Below are 18,832 nucleotides of genomic sequence, written 5' to 3'. Positions count from 1 at the left end.
TAAAAGGAAGCATGACGCGCGAACCCGAATGGAGCGACTGGCGGGTGTTCCTGGCAGTCGCGAGGCATGGCAGCACGCTTGGCGCCGGCAAGGCATTGCGGCTGAGCCAGTCGACCGCGGCGCGGCGGGTCAGCGCACTGGAGGAAGCGCTTGGCGTTAAATTGTTCGAGCGGCGGGCGCATGGCTACCGGCTGACCGACGCAGGCGCAGCGGTGCTCGACCAGGCCGAGGCGCTAGAAGCGGCGGCGCTGGGCGCCGAGGCGCGGGCCCGGGCGCAGGCGCGGTCGCTCGGCGGAACTGTGCGGATCACCACCGAGGAAGTGTTCGCGGTGACGCTGCTGACCCCGTGGCTGCGCGAACTGCATGGGCTGCATCCGGAAATCAGAATCGAGCTCGACTGCTCGCGCGAGCTGCGCGACCTTGGCGCGGGCGAGGCCGACGTGGCGCTGCGGTCGACCAGCAAGGCGCAGCCCGAGGGGCTGGTCGGGCGGGTCCTGCAGGGCGACGACTGGGCGCTCTATTGCAGCCGCGACTATGCCGCGCAGCATGGCCTTCCGGAAAGCCGGCGCGATCTTCTCCACCACAATATCATCGGCGGTGGCGGCGGCGGGCTGTGGCGGGTCTATTCGGCGTGGCTGGAAGAGATGGGACTGCTGGGCCGCGTGACCATGCATTATGACGGGAGCAACGGGCTCCTTTCGGGGATCAAGTCGGGGCTTGGCGTGGGGGTGCTACCCTGCATCGTCGCCAGGGCCGATCCCGACCTGCTGCAGTGCCTGCGGCCGATGAGCCAGCACGACCGCAAGCTGTGGTTGCTGACCCACGAGCGGGTGCGGCATAATCCGAGCGTCCGGCTGGTGACCGACTTCCTGTACGACAAGCTCAGCCGCCATATCCGGGCGACCGATCCTGCGCTTAATCCTCCGCTGGGGGAGCCGCTTCTTCGCGCCGCCCCTTGAAGCCCTGCGCGACGACATACCATTCGCTCGAATCCTTGCGGCTGGCGGGCGGCTTGGCGTGCTTGACGGTGGTGAAATGCTTCTTGAGCTCGGCCAGCAGCTGGTGGTCGGTGCCGCCGGCCAGCACCTTGGCGACATAGGCGCCGCCCGGCTTCAGCACGTCCGTCGCGAATTCTAGCCCGAGTTCGACCAGGCCCATGGTGCGCAGGTGATCGGTTTGCGGATGGCCGACGGTGTTGGCGGCCATGTCGGAGAGGACGAGGTCCGCGTCCCCGCCGAGCGCTTCCTTGAGGCGGGCGTCGGCGTCCTCGTCGGTGAAGTCCATGTGGAGGATGGTGACGCCGTCGAGCGGCGTGACTTCGAGGAAGTCGATTCCGACCACCGCGGCCTGGGGGCATTTCTTGCGGACGACCTGGCTCCACCCACCCGGCGCGATGCCGAGGTCGACGACCGCCTTGGCGCCCTTCAGGAAGCGGAATTTCTCGTCGAGTTCGATCAGCTTGTAGGCGGCGCGGCTGCGGTAGCCTTCGGCCTTCGCCTTCTTGACGTAGGGATCGTTCAACTGCCGCTGCAGCCACTTGGTGGAGCCCACCTTGCGGCCCTTGGCGGTCTTCACGCGGGTCGTCATGGCATTGCGCTTACAGGACGTGCCCGTCGCGGGCCATGAGGCTGCGGAGAATTCCCTCACGAATGCCGCGATCGGCGATGCCGAGATGGGCGGCGGGCCAGATGTCGAGGATCGCTTCGAGTATCGCGCAGCCGGCAACGACGAGGTCCGCGCGTTCGGAGCCAATGCACGGCAGCGCGGCGCGGCCCTGGAAATCCATTTCGGCGATTCGGGTCGAGATGTCGCGCATCGCATCGATCGGGACGTGGAGGCCGTCGACGGCGCGCCGGTCATAGCTTGGCAGCGCGAGGTGGACCGACGCGAGCGTGGTCACGGTGCCGCTGGTCCCGAGCAGGCGGATGTTGTCGGTGCGTTCGGGCAGCAATTCGGTGAAGCGGTCGAAGGCGCGCGAGGCCCGTGTGCGCATGCGGTTGTAGGCCGAGACCCGGTCGGGGCCCTCGATCGCCGCCCTGCCCTCGCTTTCGGTCAGCGACACGACGCCCCAGGGCGCGCTCCACCACGCCTTGATGCGCGGCTGGCTGTCTTCGCCGCCCGGCTCCACCAGCACCAGTTCGGTCGAGCCGCCACCGATGTCGAAGATGAGAGCCGGGCCGTCGCCCGGTTCGAGCAGCTTGTGGCAGCCGAGGACCGCGAGCCGGGCCTCTTCCTGCGGGGGGATGATCTCGAGCACGATCCCGGTCTCCTCGCGGACACGCTCGATGAAGTCGCGACCGTTGGCGGCGCGGCGACAGGCTTCGGTCGCGACCGAACGGGCGAGCCCGACACGGCGCCGGCGCAGCTTGTCGGCGCAAACGCCCAGCGCTTCCACCGCGCGGTCCATCGCCTCGTCAGTAAGGCGCCCGCTGCTGGCAAGGCCCTCGCCGAGGCGGACGATCCGGGAGAAGGCATCGACCACGGTAAAACCGCCGTTTGTCGGGCGCGCGATCAGCAGGCGGCAGTTATTGGTGCCGAGGTCGATCGCGGCATAAGGCTGGTTGGGCGGGGTTTGCTGCGCCGAAGGGGTCGCGGGCGCGCGATCCTTGTTCCGTTGCCCGGCCGGACGACCCGGCATCGGTGCGCTGGCAAGATGAGATGCCATCGCTTCGTATGTTCCACTCGACTCTGCACCGCCGGACAGTCCCGGCGGCTGACTTGGGAACGGGCTTAAGCCAGTTTGTCAGCCGAGCGCAAGTTTGCAGGGAAAGGCGTTGACAGGGCGGGAGCGGCACCCTAGCTGCCCCTTCGGTCGCGCCGAGGCGCGCCTGATGCCCGATCGTCTAATGGTAAGACTACGGACTCTGACTCCGTCAATCGTGGTTCGAATCCACGTCGGGCATCCACTTTCCTCCCCAGCGGCACCCAGATTTAGTGAGCGGCGGCAAGCTGCTCCGGCCCCGGCGTGTCGAGGCCATAGACGTCGGGCGCATAGGCAAGGCCACCGTCAGCGGTCGGCCGCACCGTCAGGTAGGTCAGGAACACCGGGACCGGCGTCGGGAGCGCGACCTGATATTCGGGCTGCGCCGAGCTTGCCCTGGGTTCGCGGCCGAGCAGCCAGCGGCCGAGGCGCGCGGCATCTTCGAGGCGGACGCAGCCCGAGCTGAACGTCCGTTCGGCCTCCGAGAACAGCTGGCGGTCGGGCGTATCGTGGAGATAGATGCCGCGGTCGTTGGGGAATTCGAACTTCATCTCGCCCATCGAATTGCCGCGGCCAGGACGCTGGCGAACCCGCGCCTCGATCCGGCCGTCGGCGACCGCCTGCCAATCGATCGTGGCGGGATCGACCACGGTGGAATCATTGTCCCAGCCCGACAGCACTTCGTAATTGCGCGACTTGAACCAGCTCAGGCCATTCTTGAGCACATTCTGCGCGATGTTGCTGGCGGCAAGGTCGACCGGCACGTTCCAGTAGGGGTTGAAGGTGACCTGGCGCAGGGTGCCCGCAAGCAGCGGGGTCTTCATCTGCGGCTTGCCCACGACGACCTTCATGCTGTCGACGACCGCGCCATTGTCGATCATCATCAATTGCTGGCTGGCGACATCGACGAGGACGAAGCGGCCCGACGACGGCAGCAGGCGCGAGCGTTCGAGGCTGGCACGGAGCGCTGCGGGCGGCGTGCCGAGCAGGCGCATGTCGCGCAGGGCCGCTTCGCGCAGGGCAGCGTGGATCGGGTTGACCGCGACGGTGCCGCGGACATGGGCCGCAAGGTCGGGGGCAGCGGCGGCGGCTTCGAGGATTTCGGCCGGCGCGGGCACGCGCGGGCTAAGCGAGGGGTCGGCGTAGATCATCCCCGCCTTGCCCGGCCACTTCAGCGCCTGGGCGTGGAGGACGAAGGCGTTGCTCATCAGCCGCTCGGCCTCGCGCGCGGCACCGGGGACGCCGGCATTGGCATCGCCAAGAACGCGCTCGATCGTACCGGCGAGTTCCGGCCCTTGTTCGAGCCCGTCGACGTCAGCCGTCCGCAAGGCCGCCAGCAGGGTGCGGACGGCATCAGGCGAACTCAGCCACAGCGGCTGCTGGCGCGCGTCGTAGAAACGACTGACGGCAGCCGCGGCGGGCATGCGGTCACTAGTGGTCGCAGTCGCGGCGGCCGGAGACACGCCGGCGAGCACTGCCGCAAGCGCGGCAGCGCCTAGAAGGTAGCGATGGGGCACGGCAAGTTACTCGTTTAATCAGTTGCTTGCCGGTTTAACGATCGGTTGACCGCAAGGTTCAATGCGCGGGTCCGCTGATCCACCGTTCGAGCCGCGCCTTGAGGCCGCGGGGCGGCGGGAGATCGATGGCGGCAGGCACCGGATCGACTTCCTCTTCTGGGTCGAACAATTGGAGATTGCGGGGCAGGCGCGGGCGCAGCGTCTCGCGGCCGCGCATCACGTCCTCGGCCAGTGCCAGGGCGCGGTGGACGTCATTGCCGGTGAAAGGTTTCATCAGCAGGCCGAGCGCCAGGTCGGGCATCGAGAAGCCGGGCGCGCGGCCGGTGACGAAGAGGCAGGGTACGCCCGCATCGTTGAGGCGCACCGCAACCGAAAAGCCGGTCGAGCCCCGCGCAAGGTGGAGATCGACGAGCGCGAGGTCGGGCTCGCCATGTTCGAGCAGTTCGAGCGCCGAGGGCAGATCCTCGGCGATCCCGACCACGCGGTAACGAGGATTGTCCTCGACCAGGTAGCGGAGCGTTTCCGCCAGCGGCCGCTCGTCTTCGACAATCAGGATTTTCAACACCTTGCACCCTCCCGGCGGCGGGGCCGCCCGGACGAGAGGGTTGCAGGGCATGACAAGAACGCGAATCCGCTGGTGAGCGGATTATCGGCGAATGGAAGGATTAACGCCGACGAGACGCCATGACGTCACTCGCGTTAAGCGAATCAGACCGCGCGGTAGAAGATATGGGCGCCGATCTTTTCGACCTTGGCGAGGCGGCGGCCCCAGCTCGGCGCGACATAATCGGCGTGATACCACAGCACGTCGGCGGGCAGCGCATCGGCGAAATTGCCGACCGCAATGCGGGTGATCGCCTGGGCATAGGCCCACGAGGTGCTGGCGCGATCGACCGAAGGCATGTGGCCGGTGCGCGGATTGACGAAGCTGAACTGCCACGGTTGCTTGACCACGTCGCACCAGCTGGCCGGATAACGGCCCGAGGCGGCGCGGTTCATGATCACTTCGGCGACGGCAAGCTGGCCGTCGAGCGGCTCGCCGCGCGATTCATGATAGACGGCGATCGCGATGCACTCTTCCTGTTCGGTGAGGGCGGGAGCGACTGCTTGCGTCTTGGCCCAGACCATTGGCCACAGGCCCGCGTGGGTGACGGCGGGACGAACGTCGGCGGTGCCGGTCGGCGGGGTCAGGCCGGTGGTGGGACGCGGTGTCGAGGAAAGGACGGCGGCGCGGCCGGGTACGACCGGCTGGAGAACGGTGGCCGCCGGGGTCGGCGTGACCTGCAGGGTAGCAGTGGCGGCGGCTGGCGCCTGGACCGGAATGCTGCTGGCGGTGATGGCGACCGGCGTTGCGGCTGGGGTCGCGAGCTGCGCGGAGGCCGGAGCGGCCAGGGCGGCAAACGACAAAAATGTCAGACACGCGGGCACGCGGCCCAACGCCAGAAGCTTGATCAAATCGTTCTCTATCCTGTGCGGTCGAGGGGTCCAGCCGCCTGGCTGTCTAGCGCATCCTCCCCGGATGCCGGCGGCTGGAGCCCTCGTCCGACTTGCCCCGGGTGCCCATCGGATGGGCTGCCGGTCGCTCTCGTCAATTGCTGAGGCGGAGATACGGGCTGCGCAGAATAGTGAAACCCCATGAGGGGTGAAGCGAACAGGTCGCGCGGTGAAATGCGGAACGGTTCCGCCGTTTAATGAATATGCTAGATGAAGCGAGCCGCGGGCACGTCGAACCGAGCCGAGCGATAATTCGCGATTGCGCTGTAATCGTCGCCGATGGTCATCGTCGGCCTCGCCGGGGCCCCGCTAACGCTCACTTTCGAGCAGGAAGCTGGGACCCCAGTCGGGCGGATCGAGTACCGATTCGCCTTACGCGGCTTCGGACTTGCGGCTCTGGCGCTTGCGCTCGTGCGGATCGAGGTGGCGCTTGCGCAGGCGGATGACCTTGGGCGTCACCTCGACCAGTTCGTCGTCCTGGATGTAGGCGATCGCTTGCTCGAGCGTCATCCGGCGCGGCGGCGTGAGGCGGATGCCTTCGTCTTTGCCGCTGGCGCGGAAGTTGGTCAGCTGCTTGGCCTTGAGGGGATTGACCTCGAGGTCCTGCGGCTTGGCGTTCTCACCGATGATCATGCCCTCGTAGAGATCGTCGCCGGGCGAAATGAACATGATGCCGCGCTCTTCGAGCATGTTCAGCGCATAGGCCTGCGCCTTGCCCTTCTCCATCGAGATGAGGACGCCGTTCTGGCGGCCGGTGATCTGGCCCTTGTAGGGGCCGTACTTCTCGAACAGGCGGTTCATGATACCGGTGCCGCGGGTGTCCGACAGGAATTCGCCGTGATAGCCGATCAGGCCGCGCGACGGGGCGCTGAAGGTCAGGCGGGTCTTGCCGGCGCCGGACGGCCGCATGTCGGTCATCTCGGCCTTGCGGAGGCTCATCTTCTCGACGACCGTGCCGCTATATTCGTCGTCGACGTCGATGACGACGGTTTCATACGGCTCCTCGCGGCCGTTGGGGCCATCCTGGAACAGCACGCGCGGACGGCTGATCGACAGCTCGAAGCCTTCGCGGCGGAGGGTCTCGATGAGCACGCCGAGCTGGAGTTCGCCGCGGCCGGCGACTTCGTAGCTGTCGTTGTCGTGGGCGATGGTGACGCGGATGGCGACGTTGGTTTCCGCCTCGCGCTCCAGACGCTCGCGGATGACGCGGCTCTGCACCTTGTCGCCGTCGCGGCCCGCATAGGGGCTGTCGTTCACCGCAAAGCTCATAGCGAGCGTCGGCGGATCGATCGGACGGGCCTTGATCGGGGTGGTGACCGCCGGGGCGGCAATGGTGTTGGAGACGGTCGCGTTCATCAGGCCGGCGATGGCGATGATGTCGCCCGCCTGTGCCTGCTCGACCGGCACGCGTTCCAGACCGTGGAAAGCGAAGATCTTGGTCGCGCGGCCTTCCTCGACCTTGGCGCCGTGTACGTCGATGGCGCGGATCGGCTGGTTGATGTGAAGCGTGCCGGATTCGACGCGGCCGGTCAGGATGCGGCCGAGGAACGGATCGCGGTCGAGCAGCGTCGCCAGCATCTGGAATTCGCCGTGGACCGGCAGGCCGGGCTCGGGAATGTGGCTGACGATGGTTTCGAACAGCGGGGTGAGGTCGCCGTCGCGGACCGTGTCCTCGCGGCCGGCATAGCCATTGCGGCCCGACGCATAGAGCACCGGGAAATCGAGCTGCTCGTCATTGGCGTCGAGGCTGAGGAACAGCTCGAACACTTCGTCGAGGACTTCGGCCGGGCGGCCATCGGGACGGTCGATCTTGTTGACGACGACGATCGGCTTGAGGCCAAGGCCGAGCGCCTTGCCGGTAACGAACTTGGTCTGCGGCATCGGGCCTTCAGCGGCGTCGACCAGCAGGATCACGCCATCGACCATCGAGAGGATGCGCTCCACCTCGGCGCCGAAGTCGGCGTGGCCCGGGGTGTCGACGATGTTGATGCGGGTCGCGGTGCCCTTGCCATCGTCCCATTCGACCGAGGTGCACTTGGCCAGGATGGTAATCCCGCGCTCTTTTTCGAGGTCGTTCGAATCCATTGCGCGCTCTTCGACGCGCTGGTTGTCGCGGAAGGTGCCGGACTGGCGGAAGAGCTGGTCGACGAGGGTCGTCTTGCCATGATCGACGTGGGCGATGATCGCCACGTTGCGGAGGGTCATTTAGCGATGTCCTTGGGAAAAGTTGCGGCGCCCTTACCGGATTTGGTGCGTTGCAGCAATGGCAAGGAGGAGAAATGCCATGCCGCAAGGAGACAAGGGCGCTTACACCGACAAGCAACGCCGCAAGGCGCGCGATATCGAGCAGGGCTACGAAAAGCAGGGCCGGCCGGCCAAGGAAGCCGAGCGGATCGCCTGGGCGACAGTCAACAAGCAGGATGGCGGCGGCAAGGACAGCGGTTCGGGCCGCGCGCGCAGCCGCTCGGAAGCGGCCAAAAAGGGCTGGGAGACACGGCGAAAGCGTGCCGCTAAGTAGCCTTGGGTGAATAACAGCTCCGGGCGCAAGGCCCTCCCCCGCTCGGTCTGGGTCCTCGGTTTCGTCAGCCTGTTCATGGATCTGTCGAGCGAGATCATCCATGCGCTGTTGCCCCTGTTCGTGACCGTCACGCTCGGCGCGAGCGTTGCGATGCTGGGGGCGATCGACGGGGTGGCCGAAGCGACCGCAAGCTTCGCCAAGCTGGCCGGCGGACGGCTCAGCGACCGGCAGCAGAAGCGCAAGCCCTGGATCCTCGCCGGTTACGGCATGGCGGCGATCACCAAGCCGCTGTTCGCGCTCGCCGGAACGCCGCTGACAGTGCTTGGCGCGCGGCTGGTCGATCGCACCGCCAAGGGCCTGCGCGGGAGCCCGCGTGACGCGCTGATCGCCGACGAGACACCGCCCGACCAGCGCGGCGCGGCCTACGGGTTGCGGCAAAGCCTCGACACGGTCGGCGCGTTGCTTGCGCCGCTGGCGGCCGCGGGCCTGATGATCTGGTTGGCGGGCGATATCCGAAGCATCTTCTGGATTGCGGTGATTCCCGCCTTCGTGTCGGTCGCGATCATCATCCTGTTCCTGCGCGAGCCCGAACGGCCGCTTGGCACCCCGGCAAAGGCGCCCGCGCTGCTGCAAAGCTTTCGCGACGTCGACAAGGATTGCCGACGGGTGATCCTGGTCGCCTTCCTGTTCACGCTGGCCCGCTTTTCCGAAAGCTTCCTGGTCCTGAAGGGCGCGGATGCGGGCTTGAGCCTTGCCACTGCGCCGCTGATACTGGTGGTGTTCAACCTTTCCTATGTGCTGCTGAGCTATCCGGCAGGGGCACTCGGCGACCGGCGCGATCCGCGGCTGATCCTCACCGCAGGGATAGCGCTGCTGGTGGTCGGAAATGGCGTGCTGGCGATGAGCAGCGGGCTCGCCGGGGTGGTGGTCGGCGTGGCGCTGTGGGGCGCGCACATGGCACTGACGCAAGGGCTGTTCGCCAAGCTGCTGGCCGACGTCGCGCCGCCACACCTGCGCGCTACCGCCTTCGGGCTGTTCAACGTCGCGACCGGCGTCGGGCTGTTACTGGCGAGCCTTGGCGCGGGCCTGTTGTGGGACCGCGACGGATCGAGCGCGACTTTCGTCGCCAGCGCAGCGGTCGCGATCGGGGCCGGAATGATGCTCTGGCTGCTGCCCGATCGTTCGCGGGCTAATTGATCACCCACTCCGTCGCGACATTGCGCCATTCGCCGGCGGCGATCAGCTGCCGGTGATTGAGGCGGATCGAATGCAGCGTCGCCTCTATCTCCCGCCGCCAATGGTCAAGAAAGTGGTGCAGCGCGGGATAGCGCGGCGCGACATCATATTGCTGGAAGGACAAGAGCTGCAGCAGGCTTGGATGGTCGGGCATGTAATAATGCACTTCGACCAGGCTCAGGCCGTAGCCCTGCAGCTGGAGTTCGAGATCGGGGGTGACGAGGCCCTTGGTCATTGCTCCTCTCCGTATCGATGGTCACAGCATCCACGCAAACAGTTGCGTTTCCGTTCCCAGCGTCAAGCGGGCGCGCTATGCAGGTGAGGATTTCAATCAGGGGGATCGACCTATGGCTGACATGGCGATGCATTCGGGACGGCCGGCATCGGGCGCCTACTGGATCGGTGCAGTGGCAGTGCTCGCATTCGAGCTGGTGGGATGCGGCGGGTATCTTGCGACCGTTCTGGCCAACCCTGTTGCCGCGCCGCCGGACCAGCAGATGCTGATGGCGGCGATGCCTAAATGGCAGATCCCGGTCTATGCGATTGCGGTTTGGAGCGGGCTGGCCGGGGCGGTCCTGCTTCTCATGCGCCGCCGGTGGGCGGTGCCGGTGCTGCTGGTCTCGCTGCTCTGCGCGATCGGGACCTTCCTTCCCTTCGTGACCGTGCCGGCGGTAAAGGCGCTTGCGACCCCCGCCAACGGCTATGCCGCGGCAACCGTCATCGTGCTGTGCCTGCTCACCTTCCTGTTCGCGCGCAGTGCTGCGGCAAAGGGCATTCTTCGTTGAGCACCTACACCCTCGATACCGCGACCAGCCGGGCGACGCCGTCGCCGGTGCCCGGCAAGCGCATGACCGTGCCGGCGCTGAAAGGCCGCAAGAAGGCCGATGGCGACCGGTTCGTGACCGAACAGCCGCTGGTCATGCTGACCGCCTATACGATGCGGAACGCGCAGCTGCTCGACCCGCATTGCGACCTCCTGCTGGTCGGCGACAGCCTGGGCCAGGTGATCTACGGCCTGCCGTCGACCGTGCCGGTGACAATGGAGATGATGTGCGCGCATGGCGCCGCGGTGGTGCGCGGCAGCTGGCATGCGCTGGTCGCCGTCGACATGCCGTTCGGAAGCTATGAGGCAAGCCCCGAACAGGCCTTTGCGAGCGCGGCACGGGTGATGAAGGAAACCGGCTGCGCGGCGGTAAAGCTGGAAGGCGGTGAGGCGATGGCCCCGACGGTCCGCTTCCTTACCGAACGCGGCATTCCCGTATTCGCCCATGTCGGCCTCACCCCTCAGGCGGTGAATGCACTGGGCGGCTACGGTGCGCGCGGGCGGAGCGAAGCCGAAGCAGCCAAGATCCTCGGCGATGCCAGGGCGGTGGCGGATGCCGGCGCCTTTGCGGTGGTGCTCGAAGGCGTGATGGAAAGCCTTGCCGAGGAAATCACCCGTGCGGTGCCGATCCCGACCATCGGTATTGGCGCATCGCCGCAGTGCGATGGACAGATTCTGGTGACCGAGGACATGCTCGGCCTGTTCGAGCGCACGCCGCGTTTCGTCAAACGCTATGACGATCTTGCGGGCCGTATCGGCGAGGCGGTTGCGACCTATGCGGACGAGGTGCGCACGCGCAGCTTTCCGACGTCCGACCAGACCTACCGGCCCAAGGCCTAGTCGCTCCAATCGAAAGCCGTTAAGGAGCGCGGCCAATTCAAGCTCCCGTTCATCAGCCCTCGGCAAGTGAGCGGTTCATTGCACCGAAACGAGGACTGTCTTGGCACTTGCGCCCGGCGAAACCAGTGAAACCTTTATCCGTGAGGTCGACGAGAATCTGCGCCGCGACCAGGCGGAGGCCGTCTTCAAGCGCTACGGCAAGTGGTTCGCCGCTGCCGCGATCCTGCTGCTGATCGCGGTCGGGGCCTATCTGTTCTGGAAGAACCAGCAGGCGGAAAGGGCCGCGGAAGGAAGCGAGCAGTTCGCCGCCATCCTGACCGACGTCGGCACCGGCAAGACCGGCACCGACATCGACCAGCGGCTCGATGCGCTGGCCAAGGACAGCACCGGCAGCCTGTCGGGCGCGGCGCGCCTGACCAGCGCGGCCGTCGCGCTTCAGAAGAGCGACCGGGCCGCGGCCATCGCCCAGTATCGGCAGGTCATGGACGATGGTGACGTGCCCCAGGCCGTGCGCGACACGGCGACCATTCGCCTGACCCAGCTCGAATTCGACAGCCTCCAGCCGCAGCAGGTGATCGATCGCCTCCAGCCGCTCGCGGTCAAGGACAGCGCCTGGTACGGTTCGGCCGGTGAATTGACCGCGCTGGCGATGATCAAGGCCAATCGTCGCCGCGAAGCCGGCGTGCTGCTGGCCAGTATCGCCGCTGCCAAGGACGTTCCCGCCCCCATCCGCGGCCGCGCCGAGCAGCTGGCTTCGACCCTTTCCATCCCGGCTGCGCCTGCAGCCGTTCCGCCCGCGCCTGCGGCTCGCTGAGGACTGATCCATAAACATGATCCGCCAAGTCACCGCCCTGACCGTCGCCGCCGCACTGCTTTCCGGCTGCGGCGCCATCGGCAAGTCGCGCCCCAAGACCCCGGTGGTCGGGGACCGTGTTTCCGTGCTGTCGACCGACCCGGACGTGCAGGTCGATAGCGCCACCGCCGCCCTTCCCTTCACCCTCCCGGCCCCGGCCGTGAACGAGGCCTGGAACCAGCCGGGCGGAACGCCGTCCAAGTCGGCCGGGCACCCGGCGCTTCCGACCACCCTGTCGGAGAGCTGGAACGTCTCGATCGGCCAGGGCACCTCGGTCGACGCGCGGCTTGCGGCCCCGCCGGTGGTTGCCGGCGGCAATGTCTACACCATCGACACCAGCGCCACCGTTCGCGCCTTCGACGCGGCGACCGGCGGGCTGCGCTGGGCCGTCCAGTTCGGGACCGAGCGCGGCAACAATGCCTCGCTGTTCGGCGGCGGAGTCGCGGTCGAAGGCGACAAGGTGTTCGCGACCAACGGCCTCGGCTTCGTCGCGGCGCTCAGCACCGCCAATGGCGCCGAAGTCTGGCAGAAGCGCCCCGGCGGCCCGTTGCGCGGCGCCCCGACGGTGGTCGGCGACACGCTCTACGTGATGAGCCAGGACAACCAGCTCTACAGCCTCAAGACGGCGGACGGCACGACCAACTGGTCGGCGACCGCGGCGGTCGAGATCGCGGGCGTGTTCGGCACTGGCGCCCCGGCCTTCGACCGTGGCACGGTGGTGGCCGGCTTCTCGAGCGGCGAACTCAACGCCTATCGCTTCGAGAACGGCCGAGCGGTGTGGCAGGACGCGCTGTCGCGGACGTCCATTTCGACCAGCGTTGCTACCTTGAGCGACATCGACGCCTCCCCGGTGATCGACAACGGCCAGGTCTTCGCACTCGGCCAGGGCGGGCGGATGGTCGCGCTCGACCTCATCACCGGACAGCGGATCTGGGAGCTCAACCTCGCCGGCATCGCCACGCCGTGGGTCGCTGGCGACTGGGTGTTCACGGTGACCGACGATGCCAAGGTGATGGCGATCGCCCGCAGCACCGGCAAGATTCGCTGGATCAACCAGCTGCCCGAGTTCGAGAAGCCGAAGGCCAAGCGGGGGCCGATCAGCTATGTCGGGCCGGTGCTCGCCGGTGGGCGGCTGATTCTGGCGGGCGAGAATGGCGTGATGGTCAACATCGATCCCGCGACCGGCGCCTTCCAGAGCCAGACCAACATCGGTGCACCGGTCAGCCAGCCGCCGGTGGTGGCGAACAACACCCTTTACGTGCTGGACGACAAGGGCCGACTGCACGCCTACCGCTAGGGCGCATCAGCGGCGGCTCGCATTGACGAAGGTCTTGGGCTAGGGCGCGCGCCATGCCCCAACCCATCGTCGCCATCGTCGGGCGCCCGAACGTGGGCAAGTCCACGCTTTTCAACCGTCTTGTCGGCAAGCGGATCGCGCTGGTCGACGACCGCCCCGGCGTGACCCGCGACCGGCGGGTCGGCGACGGCCAGCTGCTTGGGCTCGAGTTCCAGGTGATGGATACCGCCGGTTTCGAGGACGAGGATCCCGCCAGCCTTCCCGGCCGGATGCGCCGGTCGACCGAAGCTGCCGTGCGCGAAGCCGATGCGGCGCTGTTCCTGATCGACGCGCGCGAGGGCGTCACCCCGCTCGACGAGGAGATCGCCCGCTGGCTTCGGCAGGAGGACACGCCCGTCATCGTCGCCGCCAACAAGGCCGAAGGCCGGCAGGGTGAGAGCGGCCGGCTGGAAGCCTTTTCGCTCGGCTTTGGCGAGCCCATCGCGCTGTCGGCGGAGCATGGCGAGGGCCTGGTCGACCTGTTCGAATCGCTTCGCCCGCATGTCGAGCGCGAGGTCGAGGAAGAGCCCGAACTAGACCATGAGGATCCGGCGCGGCCGCTTCACCTCGCGATTGTCGGCCGCCCCAATGCGGGCAAGTCGACGCTGGTCAACAGGATGCTGGGCGAGGACCGGATGATCACCGGGCCCGAAGCCGGGATCACTCGCGATTCGATCAGTACCGACTGGGAATGGACCGACCCTGCGGGCGAAACTCGCAAGGTGAAGTTGGTCGACACCGCAGGCCTGCGCAAGCGCGCCAAGGTCGACGACAAACTGGAATGGCTGTCGGCGCAGGACACCCGGCGCGCAATCGACATGGCCGAAGTGGTTGTCCTGCTGCTCGACGCGACCCGCGGGCTCGAGGTGCAGGACCTCAAGATCGCCAGCGCCGTGATCGAGGAAGGTCGCGCGCTGGTGGTCGCTGTGAACAAGTGGGACGTGGCCGAACACGCTTCCTCGCTGTTCAACGGGATCAAGGCCGCGCTGGAGGAAGGCCTCAGCCAGCTGAAGGGCGTTCCGGTGCTGACCGTCTCCGCCGTCACCGGCAAGGGTATCGACCAGCTGATCGGTGCCGCCTTCACCTTGCGCGAGGGCTGGAACCGGCGCGTGTCCACGGGCGAGCTCAATCGCTGGTTCGAGGGCGCGGTCGAGCAGAACCCGCCGCCGGCGCCGGGCGGACGGCGTATCAAGCTGCGCTACATCACCCAGATCAAGACCAGGCCGCCGACTTTCGTCGTGTTCGGGACCAGGGTCGACCAGTTGCCCGAAAGCTATCGCCGCTACCTGCTCAATTCGCTGCGCAAGCAATTCGATCTTGGGGCGGTTCCGCTGCGCATGACCCTGCGCGCGCCCAAGAACCCGTTCGACCAAAAATAACCTCGCCTTTACTCCTCGCCCCTAAGATCGGCGCGAAGCAGAGTAAGGGGTGAATGGGTGATTGAGGGTAGCGCCGACGTTGTGGACTGGGCGCATTTCGAAAAGGCGCGGGCGGAGCTGGGTCCCGGCTTCATCCGCATCCTGTCCTATTTCCGCGAAGACGGCATCAAGTCGGTCGCCGCGATCGAGCAGGCGATGCGCGAGCAGAATACGGTCGGACTGGTGATGCCGGCCCACACCATCAAGGGCGAAGCGCGCCAGTTCGGTGCCGAGCCGCTGGCCAAGGTCGCCGAGCTGATCGAATCGACCGGGCGGCTGTGCATCGAAACCCGCCGCTTCCCCGACGAGCTGGTCGCCGACGTGGTGCGGCTGCGCAAGCTGTTCGACGAGACCATCCAGCTGTTCGACGAGGCTACCAACCCCTTGCGCAGCCGCGCAGGACCCGGCGGCGCCTTCGGACGCCGGGCCGCCAACCAGGGTTTCGGACGAATTTAGAAATCAGGCTGCGGCGGCGCTCAAGCGAGGGCGCCGCATCGGCTGAAGCTCGCCGCGGGACAGGCTGCGCCACAGCCATTCGAGCGGGCCGTAGGAAAAATGCTCGAGCCAGGGCTTGGACCAGGCAAGCATCACTACCCAGACCAGCGGGACCGCGACGGCCCACGCCTGCCAGCGTGACAGGTCGCCGTAGAGCCCGAGACCCCAGCCGTAGAAGATGCCCGCAGCGATGATGCTGGTGCCAAGGTAGTTGCTGAACGCGCAGCGGCCGGTCGCCGCTACCCGCTGGGCAAGCGGGCCCATGCCGCGCGAGAGGATGATGATGAGGGCTGCATAGCCAAGCGCCATCAGCACCCGGAAGGGCGCAGCGGCAGCGAAGAAGGCAGCGAACAGAGCGGGCGCGTAGAAACGGCTCTGGACATCGACCACCACGACCAGCGCCGACGCGATGCCGCCGATGAGCAGGCCCCAGAAGGCAATGCGGCGATAGCGTTCCAGCGCCCACTGCCCGGTCAGGAAGCCGCTCTTGTAGCCGGCCATGCCGATCAGCATGAGGCCCAGCGTTTCGGGGGCGAAGGCGAGAAAGTTGACGAACGGCTCGGCCCCGCGCTCCACCAGCATGTAACTGAGGCGGCCGAGAAAGCTCGCGTGGACGGCGGCATCCTTGGCGATCGTGTCCGCGCCGGGGAAGAACATCTCCCCGAACTCGTTCCAGTCCCTGATCTGGGCGCCCGTCGCCCCGACCGCGTGCGCGGCCTTGTCGAGTTCCGCCATGTGCCAGGCGAGGCCGGCGAACTGGACCATGCTGACCAGGATGAACAAGCTTCCGAGCACGGCCAGTGCCCGGGGCGAGCGACGCCGGAACAGGAAGGCGATCAGCCCGACCATCGCGTAGCCCGCGAGGATGTCGCCGAACCAGATGAAGTAGAAATGCGCGAGGCCGAACAGCAGCAGGACCAGCATCCGGCGCACGTGGACCGACGCCCCCGACTGTCCGCTCGCTTCGGCCCGTTCGATGACCAGCAGCATCGACGCCCCGAACAGCATCGAGAACAGGCTGCGCATCTTGCCGTCGATCAGGATCATGTTGACCGCCCACAGCGCAAGGTCCGCGCCGGTGTGCCCGCCATAGGCGCCGGGGTTGAAGTAGGCGGCCTCGATCATCGCGAAGGCGATCACGTTGACCGAGAAGATGCCCATGACGGCGACCCCCCGGATGACGTCCAGGCTTTCGATGCGTGTGTCGGCCATCTTTTCTATCCCCCGGCGGGGAAGCTATCGCGCGTGCTTGCGGATCACAAGCTTGAGCCCCGACCAGACGGTATCGATCGCGCAGACCTTGACGTCGACCCAGTCGGTCGAGGGCAGGATGGCGGCGCGGATGACGTCCTCGGTAATGTCGGTCGGGACGCGCGACGCCTTCTTGGGCCAGCTTATCCACACGAAGCCCGCTGGGTCGATAAGGTGGCGGAGCCTCGCCAGCTTGGTCTCCATCGCCTCACGCTCGGTTACGAACAGGTGGGCGGCGGGCAGGCCCGATTCGGGCGCAGCAAGGATCCTGAGGTCGAGGCCCTCAAGCTCGGCCAGGACCGAGTCCGGCATGTCGTCGAACCACACCCTCGTGCCCGGCTTGTAGCCGAGCTTGGCGGAGAGCGGCCGGCCGGAATAGCCGGCCTGGCTCAGTGCGCTTCCGCGGCGTTCGAGTTGAGCTGGACGTAATTCTGAAGGCCCATGCGGGCGATCATCTCGAATTGGGTTTCGAGGAAGTCGATATGCCCTTCCTCGTCGCGCAGCACCTCGGTGAACAGGTCGCGGCTGACATAGTCGCGGATCTCGTCGCAGTAAGCGGCGGCTTCGCGGTACATCTTGGCGGCTTCATATTCGGCCTCGAGGTCGGCCTTGAGGATCTCCTCGACATTCTCGCCGATCCGCAGCCGACCGAGCGCCTGGAAGTTGGGCAGGCCTTCGAGGAAGAGGATGCGTTCCGCGAAGCGGTCGGCATGCTTCATCTCGTCGATCGACTCATGCTTCTCGTAGGCGGCGAGCTTGTGCACGCCCCAATTGTCGAGCAGCCGATAGTGCAACCAATATTGGTTGATGGCGGTCAATTCCGCCTTGAGCGCTTCGTTGAGCAGCTCGATGACCTTGGGATCGCCCTTCATGGATGCGCCTTTATCAAAGCCGAGCGGCGGGACGAAGCGCTAACGACTCGCACGAGTCGTTCGCAATATTGGGTCAGGCGGCGACCTTGGCCGGATTGGCGGCAAGCGCCGCGACTTCCTCGGCGATGATCGCGCGGGCGAAGGGAAGGCAGCTGCCGCACTTCACCTTGCAGCCCTTGCGGGCATAGGCCTGACCGACCGAGCAGGCGCCGGTGCGCGCGGCTTCCCGCACCTCGGTTTCGCGAATCGCGTTGCAACAGCAGACGATCATGCACATCTTGCTAATGGTAATGCGAAGCGTTCGCAACTACTTTCGCGTTGGCCCGGTGGACGCGCCCCTTAGCGGCCCATCACCTGCACCATCCGGGCGTGGTAGCTGGCATCCCCGAACAGGGCATCGAGCACCTTTTCGCGCTTCATGTAGAGCCCGATGTCATGTTCGTCGGTCATGCCGATGCCGCCGTGCATCTGCACCGCCTCCTGCACCGCGAGCGCGGAGACTCGGCCGGCCTTGGCCTTGGCGACATGGGTCATGATCCCAGCCTTTTCGTCATTCCGGTCGAGCAGTTCGGCGGCCTTGAAGGTCGCGGCGCGGGCGATCTCGATTTCTCCGAAAAGGTGTGCGGCGCGGTGCTGCAGGACCTGGAATTCGCCGATCAGTTTCCCGAACTGCTTGCGCTGCTTGAGGTAATCGACCGTCATCGCCGAAGCACCGGACGCGAGGCCCACCATTTCGGCCGCGGCGCCGGTACGGCCGGCCCGCATCGCGCGGCGCAGCGGCTCCCAGCCTCCATCGACCTCACCGATCACCGCATCGGCATCGACTTCGACATTGTTGAAGGCGATCCGCGCGGCCTTGCTGGAATCGGCAAGCGCGACGTTCTCGATCTCCATCCCGGCAGCATCGCGCGGGACGGCGAACAGGGTCAGCCCATCGCTTTCACCCGCCGAACCACCCGTGCGGGCGGCGACGATCAGGAGGTCGGCCGAGGCACCGTGGACCACGAACTGCTTGGCGCCCGACAGCGAAAAGCCATTGCCCGAGCGCTTCGCCACAAGCGCGATCTGCCGCGGGCGGTGGTGCGGCCCCTCGTCGACCGCAAAGGCCGCGACCGTGTCGCCCGACAGGATGCCCGGAAACCAGCGCTTGCCCTGCTCGCTGCCCTTAAGCGCCTCGACGGCCACTACCGAGGTGGTGAGGAAGGGCGAGGGCGTCAGGTTACGGCCGATTTCCTCCATCACCAGCGCCGCCTCCGTCGCGCCGAGGCCCAGGCCACCGTCCTCTTCCGGGATCGCGAGACCGGTCAGGCCGAGTTCGGCCATCTGCTTCCACAGCCCATGGCCGAACCCATCCTTGCAGCCGATGTCGCGCCAGTGGCGGAGCTGCTTCTTGATGGTGCCCTCTTCGCCCATGAAGGTGCGGGTCATGTCGGCAAGCTGGCGCTGGTCGTCGGTGAGGATCATCGTTTCAAAACTCT

The 18,832-nt window shown here is 66.7% G+C and carries 21 protein-coding genes and 1 tRNA gene; 10 read left to right on the top strand and 12 right to left on the bottom strand.

Going from position 1 to position 18,832, the window contains the following annotated elements; translation table 11 throughout:
- The first annotated feature begins 11 nt into the window (after nt 1-11).
- On the top strand, nt 12-959 hold the full coding sequence (locus tag ABD729_RS05190; RefSeq protein ID WP_344709094.1) for a LysR family transcriptional regulator: 948 nt from the start codon (nt 12-14) through the stop codon (nt 957-959).
- Here ABD729_RS05190 and ABD729_RS05185 read toward each other — a convergent pair.
- The gene (locus ABD729_RS05185) at nt 916-1,587 is read right to left on the bottom strand and encodes an RlmE family RNA methyltransferase (RefSeq protein ID WP_344709093.1); all 672 of its coding nucleotides are present in this window, start codon (nt 1,585-1,587) and stop codon (nt 916-918) included. The genes ABD729_RS05190 and ABD729_RS05185 overlap by 44 nt on opposite strands.
- A 10-nt stretch (nt 1,588-1,597) precedes the next feature.
- Nucleotides 1,598-2,665 (bottom strand): Ppx/GppA phosphatase family protein, encoded by a 1,068-nt coding sequence (locus tag ABD729_RS05180; RefSeq protein WP_344709092.1) that lies wholly within the window; start codon nt 2,663-2,665, stop codon nt 1,598-1,600.
- A 167-nt stretch (nt 2,666-2,832) separates the two neighbouring features.
- Between ABD729_RS05180 and ABD729_RS05175 the strand changes: the two genes are divergently transcribed.
- Nucleotides 2,833-2,906, top strand: a tRNA-Gln gene (locus ABD729_RS05175).
- Nucleotides 2,907-2,931: 25 nt separating this feature from the next.
- Here ABD729_RS05175 and ABD729_RS05170 read toward each other — a convergent pair.
- From ABD729_RS05170 to typA, 4 genes are all read right to left on the bottom strand, one after another.
- Nucleotides 2,932-4,218 (bottom strand): L,D-transpeptidase family protein, encoded by a 1,287-nt coding sequence (locus ABD729_RS05170; protein WP_344709091.1) that lies wholly within the window; start codon nt 4,216-4,218, stop codon nt 2,932-2,934.
- Between the two features lie 58 nt (nt 4,219-4,276).
- Entirely contained in the window at nt 4,277-4,780 is a 504-nt protein-coding gene (locus ABD729_RS05165) for a response regulator (RefSeq protein ID WP_344709090.1), read from the bottom strand.
- A gap of 146 nt (nt 4,781-4,926) precedes the next feature.
- Entirely contained in the window at nt 4,927-5,625 is a 699-nt protein-coding gene (locus ABD729_RS05160) for a cell wall hydrolase (RefSeq protein ID WP_344709089.1), read from the bottom strand.
- Nucleotides 5,626-6,084: 459 nt separating this feature from the next.
- A complete protein-coding gene (gene typA, locus ABD729_RS05155; RefSeq protein WP_344709088.1) occupies nt 6,085-7,917 on the bottom strand; it encodes a translational GTPase TypA in 1,833 nt (610 codons plus the stop codon).
- A 79-nt stretch (nt 7,918-7,996) separates the two neighbouring features.
- Here typA and ABD729_RS05150 point away from each other — a divergent pair, with 79 nt between their 5' ends.
- Nucleotides 7,997-8,230, top strand: coding sequence for a plasmid stabilization protein (locus ABD729_RS05150; RefSeq protein ID WP_344709087.1), 234 nt, complete (start codon nt 7,997-7,999; stop codon nt 8,228-8,230).
- 6 nt (nt 8,231-8,236) lie between these two features.
- Nucleotides 8,237-9,427 (top strand): MFS transporter, encoded by a 1,191-nt coding sequence (locus ABD729_RS05145; RefSeq protein ID WP_344709086.1) that lies wholly within the window; start codon nt 8,237-8,239, stop codon nt 9,425-9,427.
- Here ABD729_RS05145 and ABD729_RS05140 read toward each other — a convergent pair.
- The gene (locus ABD729_RS05140; protein WP_344709085.1) at nt 9,420-9,701 is read right to left on the bottom strand and encodes a protein usg; all 282 of its coding nucleotides are present in this window, start codon (nt 9,699-9,701) and stop codon (nt 9,420-9,422) included. The two genes, ABD729_RS05145 and ABD729_RS05140, sit on opposite strands and share 8 nt — an antisense overlap.
- Nucleotides 9,702-9,813: 112 nt before the next feature.
- On the opposite strand from ABD729_RS05140, the gene ABD729_RS05135 reads away from it, so the two are divergent.
- From ABD729_RS05135 to ABD729_RS05110, 6 genes are all read left to right on the top strand, one after another.
- Complete coding sequence (locus tag ABD729_RS05135; RefSeq protein WP_344709084.1) at nt 9,814-10,251, top strand: hypothetical protein; 438 nt, start codon at nt 9,814-9,816, stop codon at nt 10,249-10,251.
- Nucleotides 10,248-11,129 carry a 3-methyl-2-oxobutanoate hydroxymethyltransferase gene (gene panB / locus ABD729_RS05130; RefSeq protein ID WP_344709083.1) on the top strand — a complete coding sequence of 294 codons (882 nt, stop codon included), beginning with the start codon at nt 10,248-10,250 and terminating at the stop codon, nt 11,127-11,129. The genes ABD729_RS05135 and panB overlap by 4 nt, the downstream gene beginning before the upstream one ends.
- Nucleotides 11,130-11,229: 100 nt before the next feature.
- Nucleotides 11,230-11,943, top strand: coding sequence for a tetratricopeptide repeat protein (locus ABD729_RS05125; protein ID WP_344709082.1), 714 nt, complete (start codon nt 11,230-11,232; stop codon nt 11,941-11,943).
- Nucleotides 11,944-11,959: 16 nt separating this feature from the next.
- The gene (locus tag ABD729_RS05120; protein WP_344709081.1) at nt 11,960-13,279 is read left to right on the top strand and encodes a PQQ-like beta-propeller repeat protein; all 1,320 of its coding nucleotides are present in this window, start codon (nt 11,960-11,962) and stop codon (nt 13,277-13,279) included.
- A 53-nt stretch (nt 13,280-13,332) separates the two neighbouring features.
- Nucleotides 13,333-14,697, top strand: a complete 1,365-nt coding sequence (gene der, locus ABD729_RS05115) for a ribosome biogenesis GTPase Der (protein WP_344709080.1) — start codon at nt 13,333-13,335, stop codon at nt 14,695-14,697.
- Between the two features lie 57 nt (nt 14,698-14,754).
- Nucleotides 14,755-15,192 (top strand): Hpt domain-containing protein, encoded by a 438-nt coding sequence (locus ABD729_RS05110; RefSeq protein WP_344709079.1) that lies wholly within the window; start codon nt 14,755-14,757, stop codon nt 15,190-15,192.
- 3 nt (nt 15,193-15,195) lie between these two features.
- On the opposite strand, the gene ABD729_RS05105 is transcribed toward ABD729_RS05110, so the two are convergent.
- The 5 genes from ABD729_RS05105 to ABD729_RS05085 all read right to left on the bottom strand — a co-directional run bounded on the left by ABD729_RS05105 (nt 15,196) and on the right by ABD729_RS05085 (nt 18,818).
- Nucleotides 15,196-16,443, bottom strand: a complete 1,248-nt coding sequence (locus tag ABD729_RS05105) for a DUF418 domain-containing protein (RefSeq protein WP_344709078.1) — start codon at nt 16,441-16,443, stop codon at nt 15,196-15,198.
- A gap of 24 nt (nt 16,444-16,467) precedes the next feature.
- The gene (locus ABD729_RS05100) at nt 16,468-16,794 is read right to left on the bottom strand and encodes a hypothetical protein (RefSeq protein WP_344709077.1); all 327 of its coding nucleotides are present in this window, start codon (nt 16,792-16,794) and stop codon (nt 16,468-16,470) included.
- A gap of 77 nt (nt 16,795-16,871) precedes the next feature.
- On the bottom strand, nt 16,872-17,354 hold the full coding sequence (gene bfr, locus ABD729_RS05095; protein WP_344709076.1) for a bacterioferritin: 483 nt from the start codon (nt 17,352-17,354) through the stop codon (nt 16,872-16,874).
- Between the two features lie 73 nt (nt 17,355-17,427).
- On the bottom strand, nt 17,428-17,625 hold the full coding sequence (locus ABD729_RS05090; RefSeq protein WP_344709075.1) for a (2Fe-2S)-binding protein: 198 nt from the start codon (nt 17,623-17,625) through the stop codon (nt 17,428-17,430).
- Between the two features lie 68 nt (nt 17,626-17,693).
- Nucleotides 17,694-18,818, bottom strand: a complete 1,125-nt coding sequence (locus ABD729_RS05085; RefSeq protein WP_344709074.1) for an acyl-CoA dehydrogenase family protein — start codon at nt 18,816-18,818, stop codon at nt 17,694-17,696.
- Nucleotides 18,819-18,832: the final 14 nt, after the last annotated feature.

Origin of the sequence: Sphingomonas humi (genome assembly GCF_039536725.1) — a bacterium.
In the GTDB taxonomy this organism is placed as follows: domain Bacteria; phylum Pseudomonadota; class Alphaproteobacteria; order Sphingomonadales; family Sphingomonadaceae; genus Sphingomicrobium; species Sphingomicrobium humi.
The sequence above is the reverse complement of the archived record's forward strand: the minus strand, read 5'-3'. Positions and strand labels throughout refer to the sequence as shown.

Coding starts and splice junctions, on each gene's coding strand:
- ABD729_RS05190 (WP_344709094.1), top strand. CDS start 12: ATGACGCGCGAACCCGAATGGAGCGACTGGCGGGTGTTCCTGGCAGTC.
- ABD729_RS05185 (WP_344709093.1), bottom strand. CDS start 1,587: ATGACGACCCGCGTGAAGACCGCCAAGGGCCGCAAGGTGGGCTCCACC.
- ABD729_RS05180 (WP_344709092.1), bottom strand. CDS start 2,665: ATGGCATCTCATCTTGCCAGCGCACCGATGCCGGGTCGTCCGGCCGGG.
- typA (WP_344709088.1), bottom strand. CDS start 7,917: ATGACCCTCCGCAACGTGGCGATCATCGCCCACGTCGATCATGGCAAG.
- ABD729_RS05150 (WP_344709087.1), top strand. CDS start 7,997: ATGCCGCAAGGAGACAAGGGCGCTTACACCGACAAGCAACGCCGCAAG.
- ABD729_RS05140 (WP_344709085.1), bottom strand. CDS start 9,701: ATGACCAAGGGCCTCGTCACCCCCGATCTCGAACTCCAGCTGCAGGGC.
- ABD729_RS05135 (WP_344709084.1), top strand. CDS start 9,814: ATGGCTGACATGGCGATGCATTCGGGACGGCCGGCATCGGGCGCCTAC.
- ABD729_RS05120 (WP_344709081.1), top strand. CDS start 11,960: ATGATCCGCCAAGTCACCGCCCTGACCGTCGCCGCCGCACTGCTTTCC.
- der (WP_344709080.1), top strand. CDS start 13,333: ATGCCCCAACCCATCGTCGCCATCGTCGGGCGCCCGAACGTGGGCAAG.
- ABD729_RS05105 (WP_344709078.1), bottom strand. CDS start 16,443: ATGGCCGACACACGCATCGAAAGCCTGGACGTCATCCGGGGGGTCGCC.
- ABD729_RS05100 (WP_344709077.1), bottom strand. CDS start 16,794: ATGCCGGACTCGGTCCTGGCCGAGCTTGAGGGCCTCGACCTCAGGATC.
- bfr (WP_344709076.1), bottom strand. CDS start 17,354: ATGAAGGGCGATCCCAAGGTCATCGAGCTGCTCAACGAAGCGCTCAAG.
- ABD729_RS05090 (WP_344709075.1), bottom strand. CDS start 17,625: ATGATCGTCTGCTGTTGCAACGCGATTCGCGAAACCGAGGTGCGGGAA.
- ABD729_RS05085 (WP_344709074.1), bottom strand. CDS start 18,818: ATGATCCTCACCGACGACCAGCGCCAGCTTGCCGACATGACCCGCACC.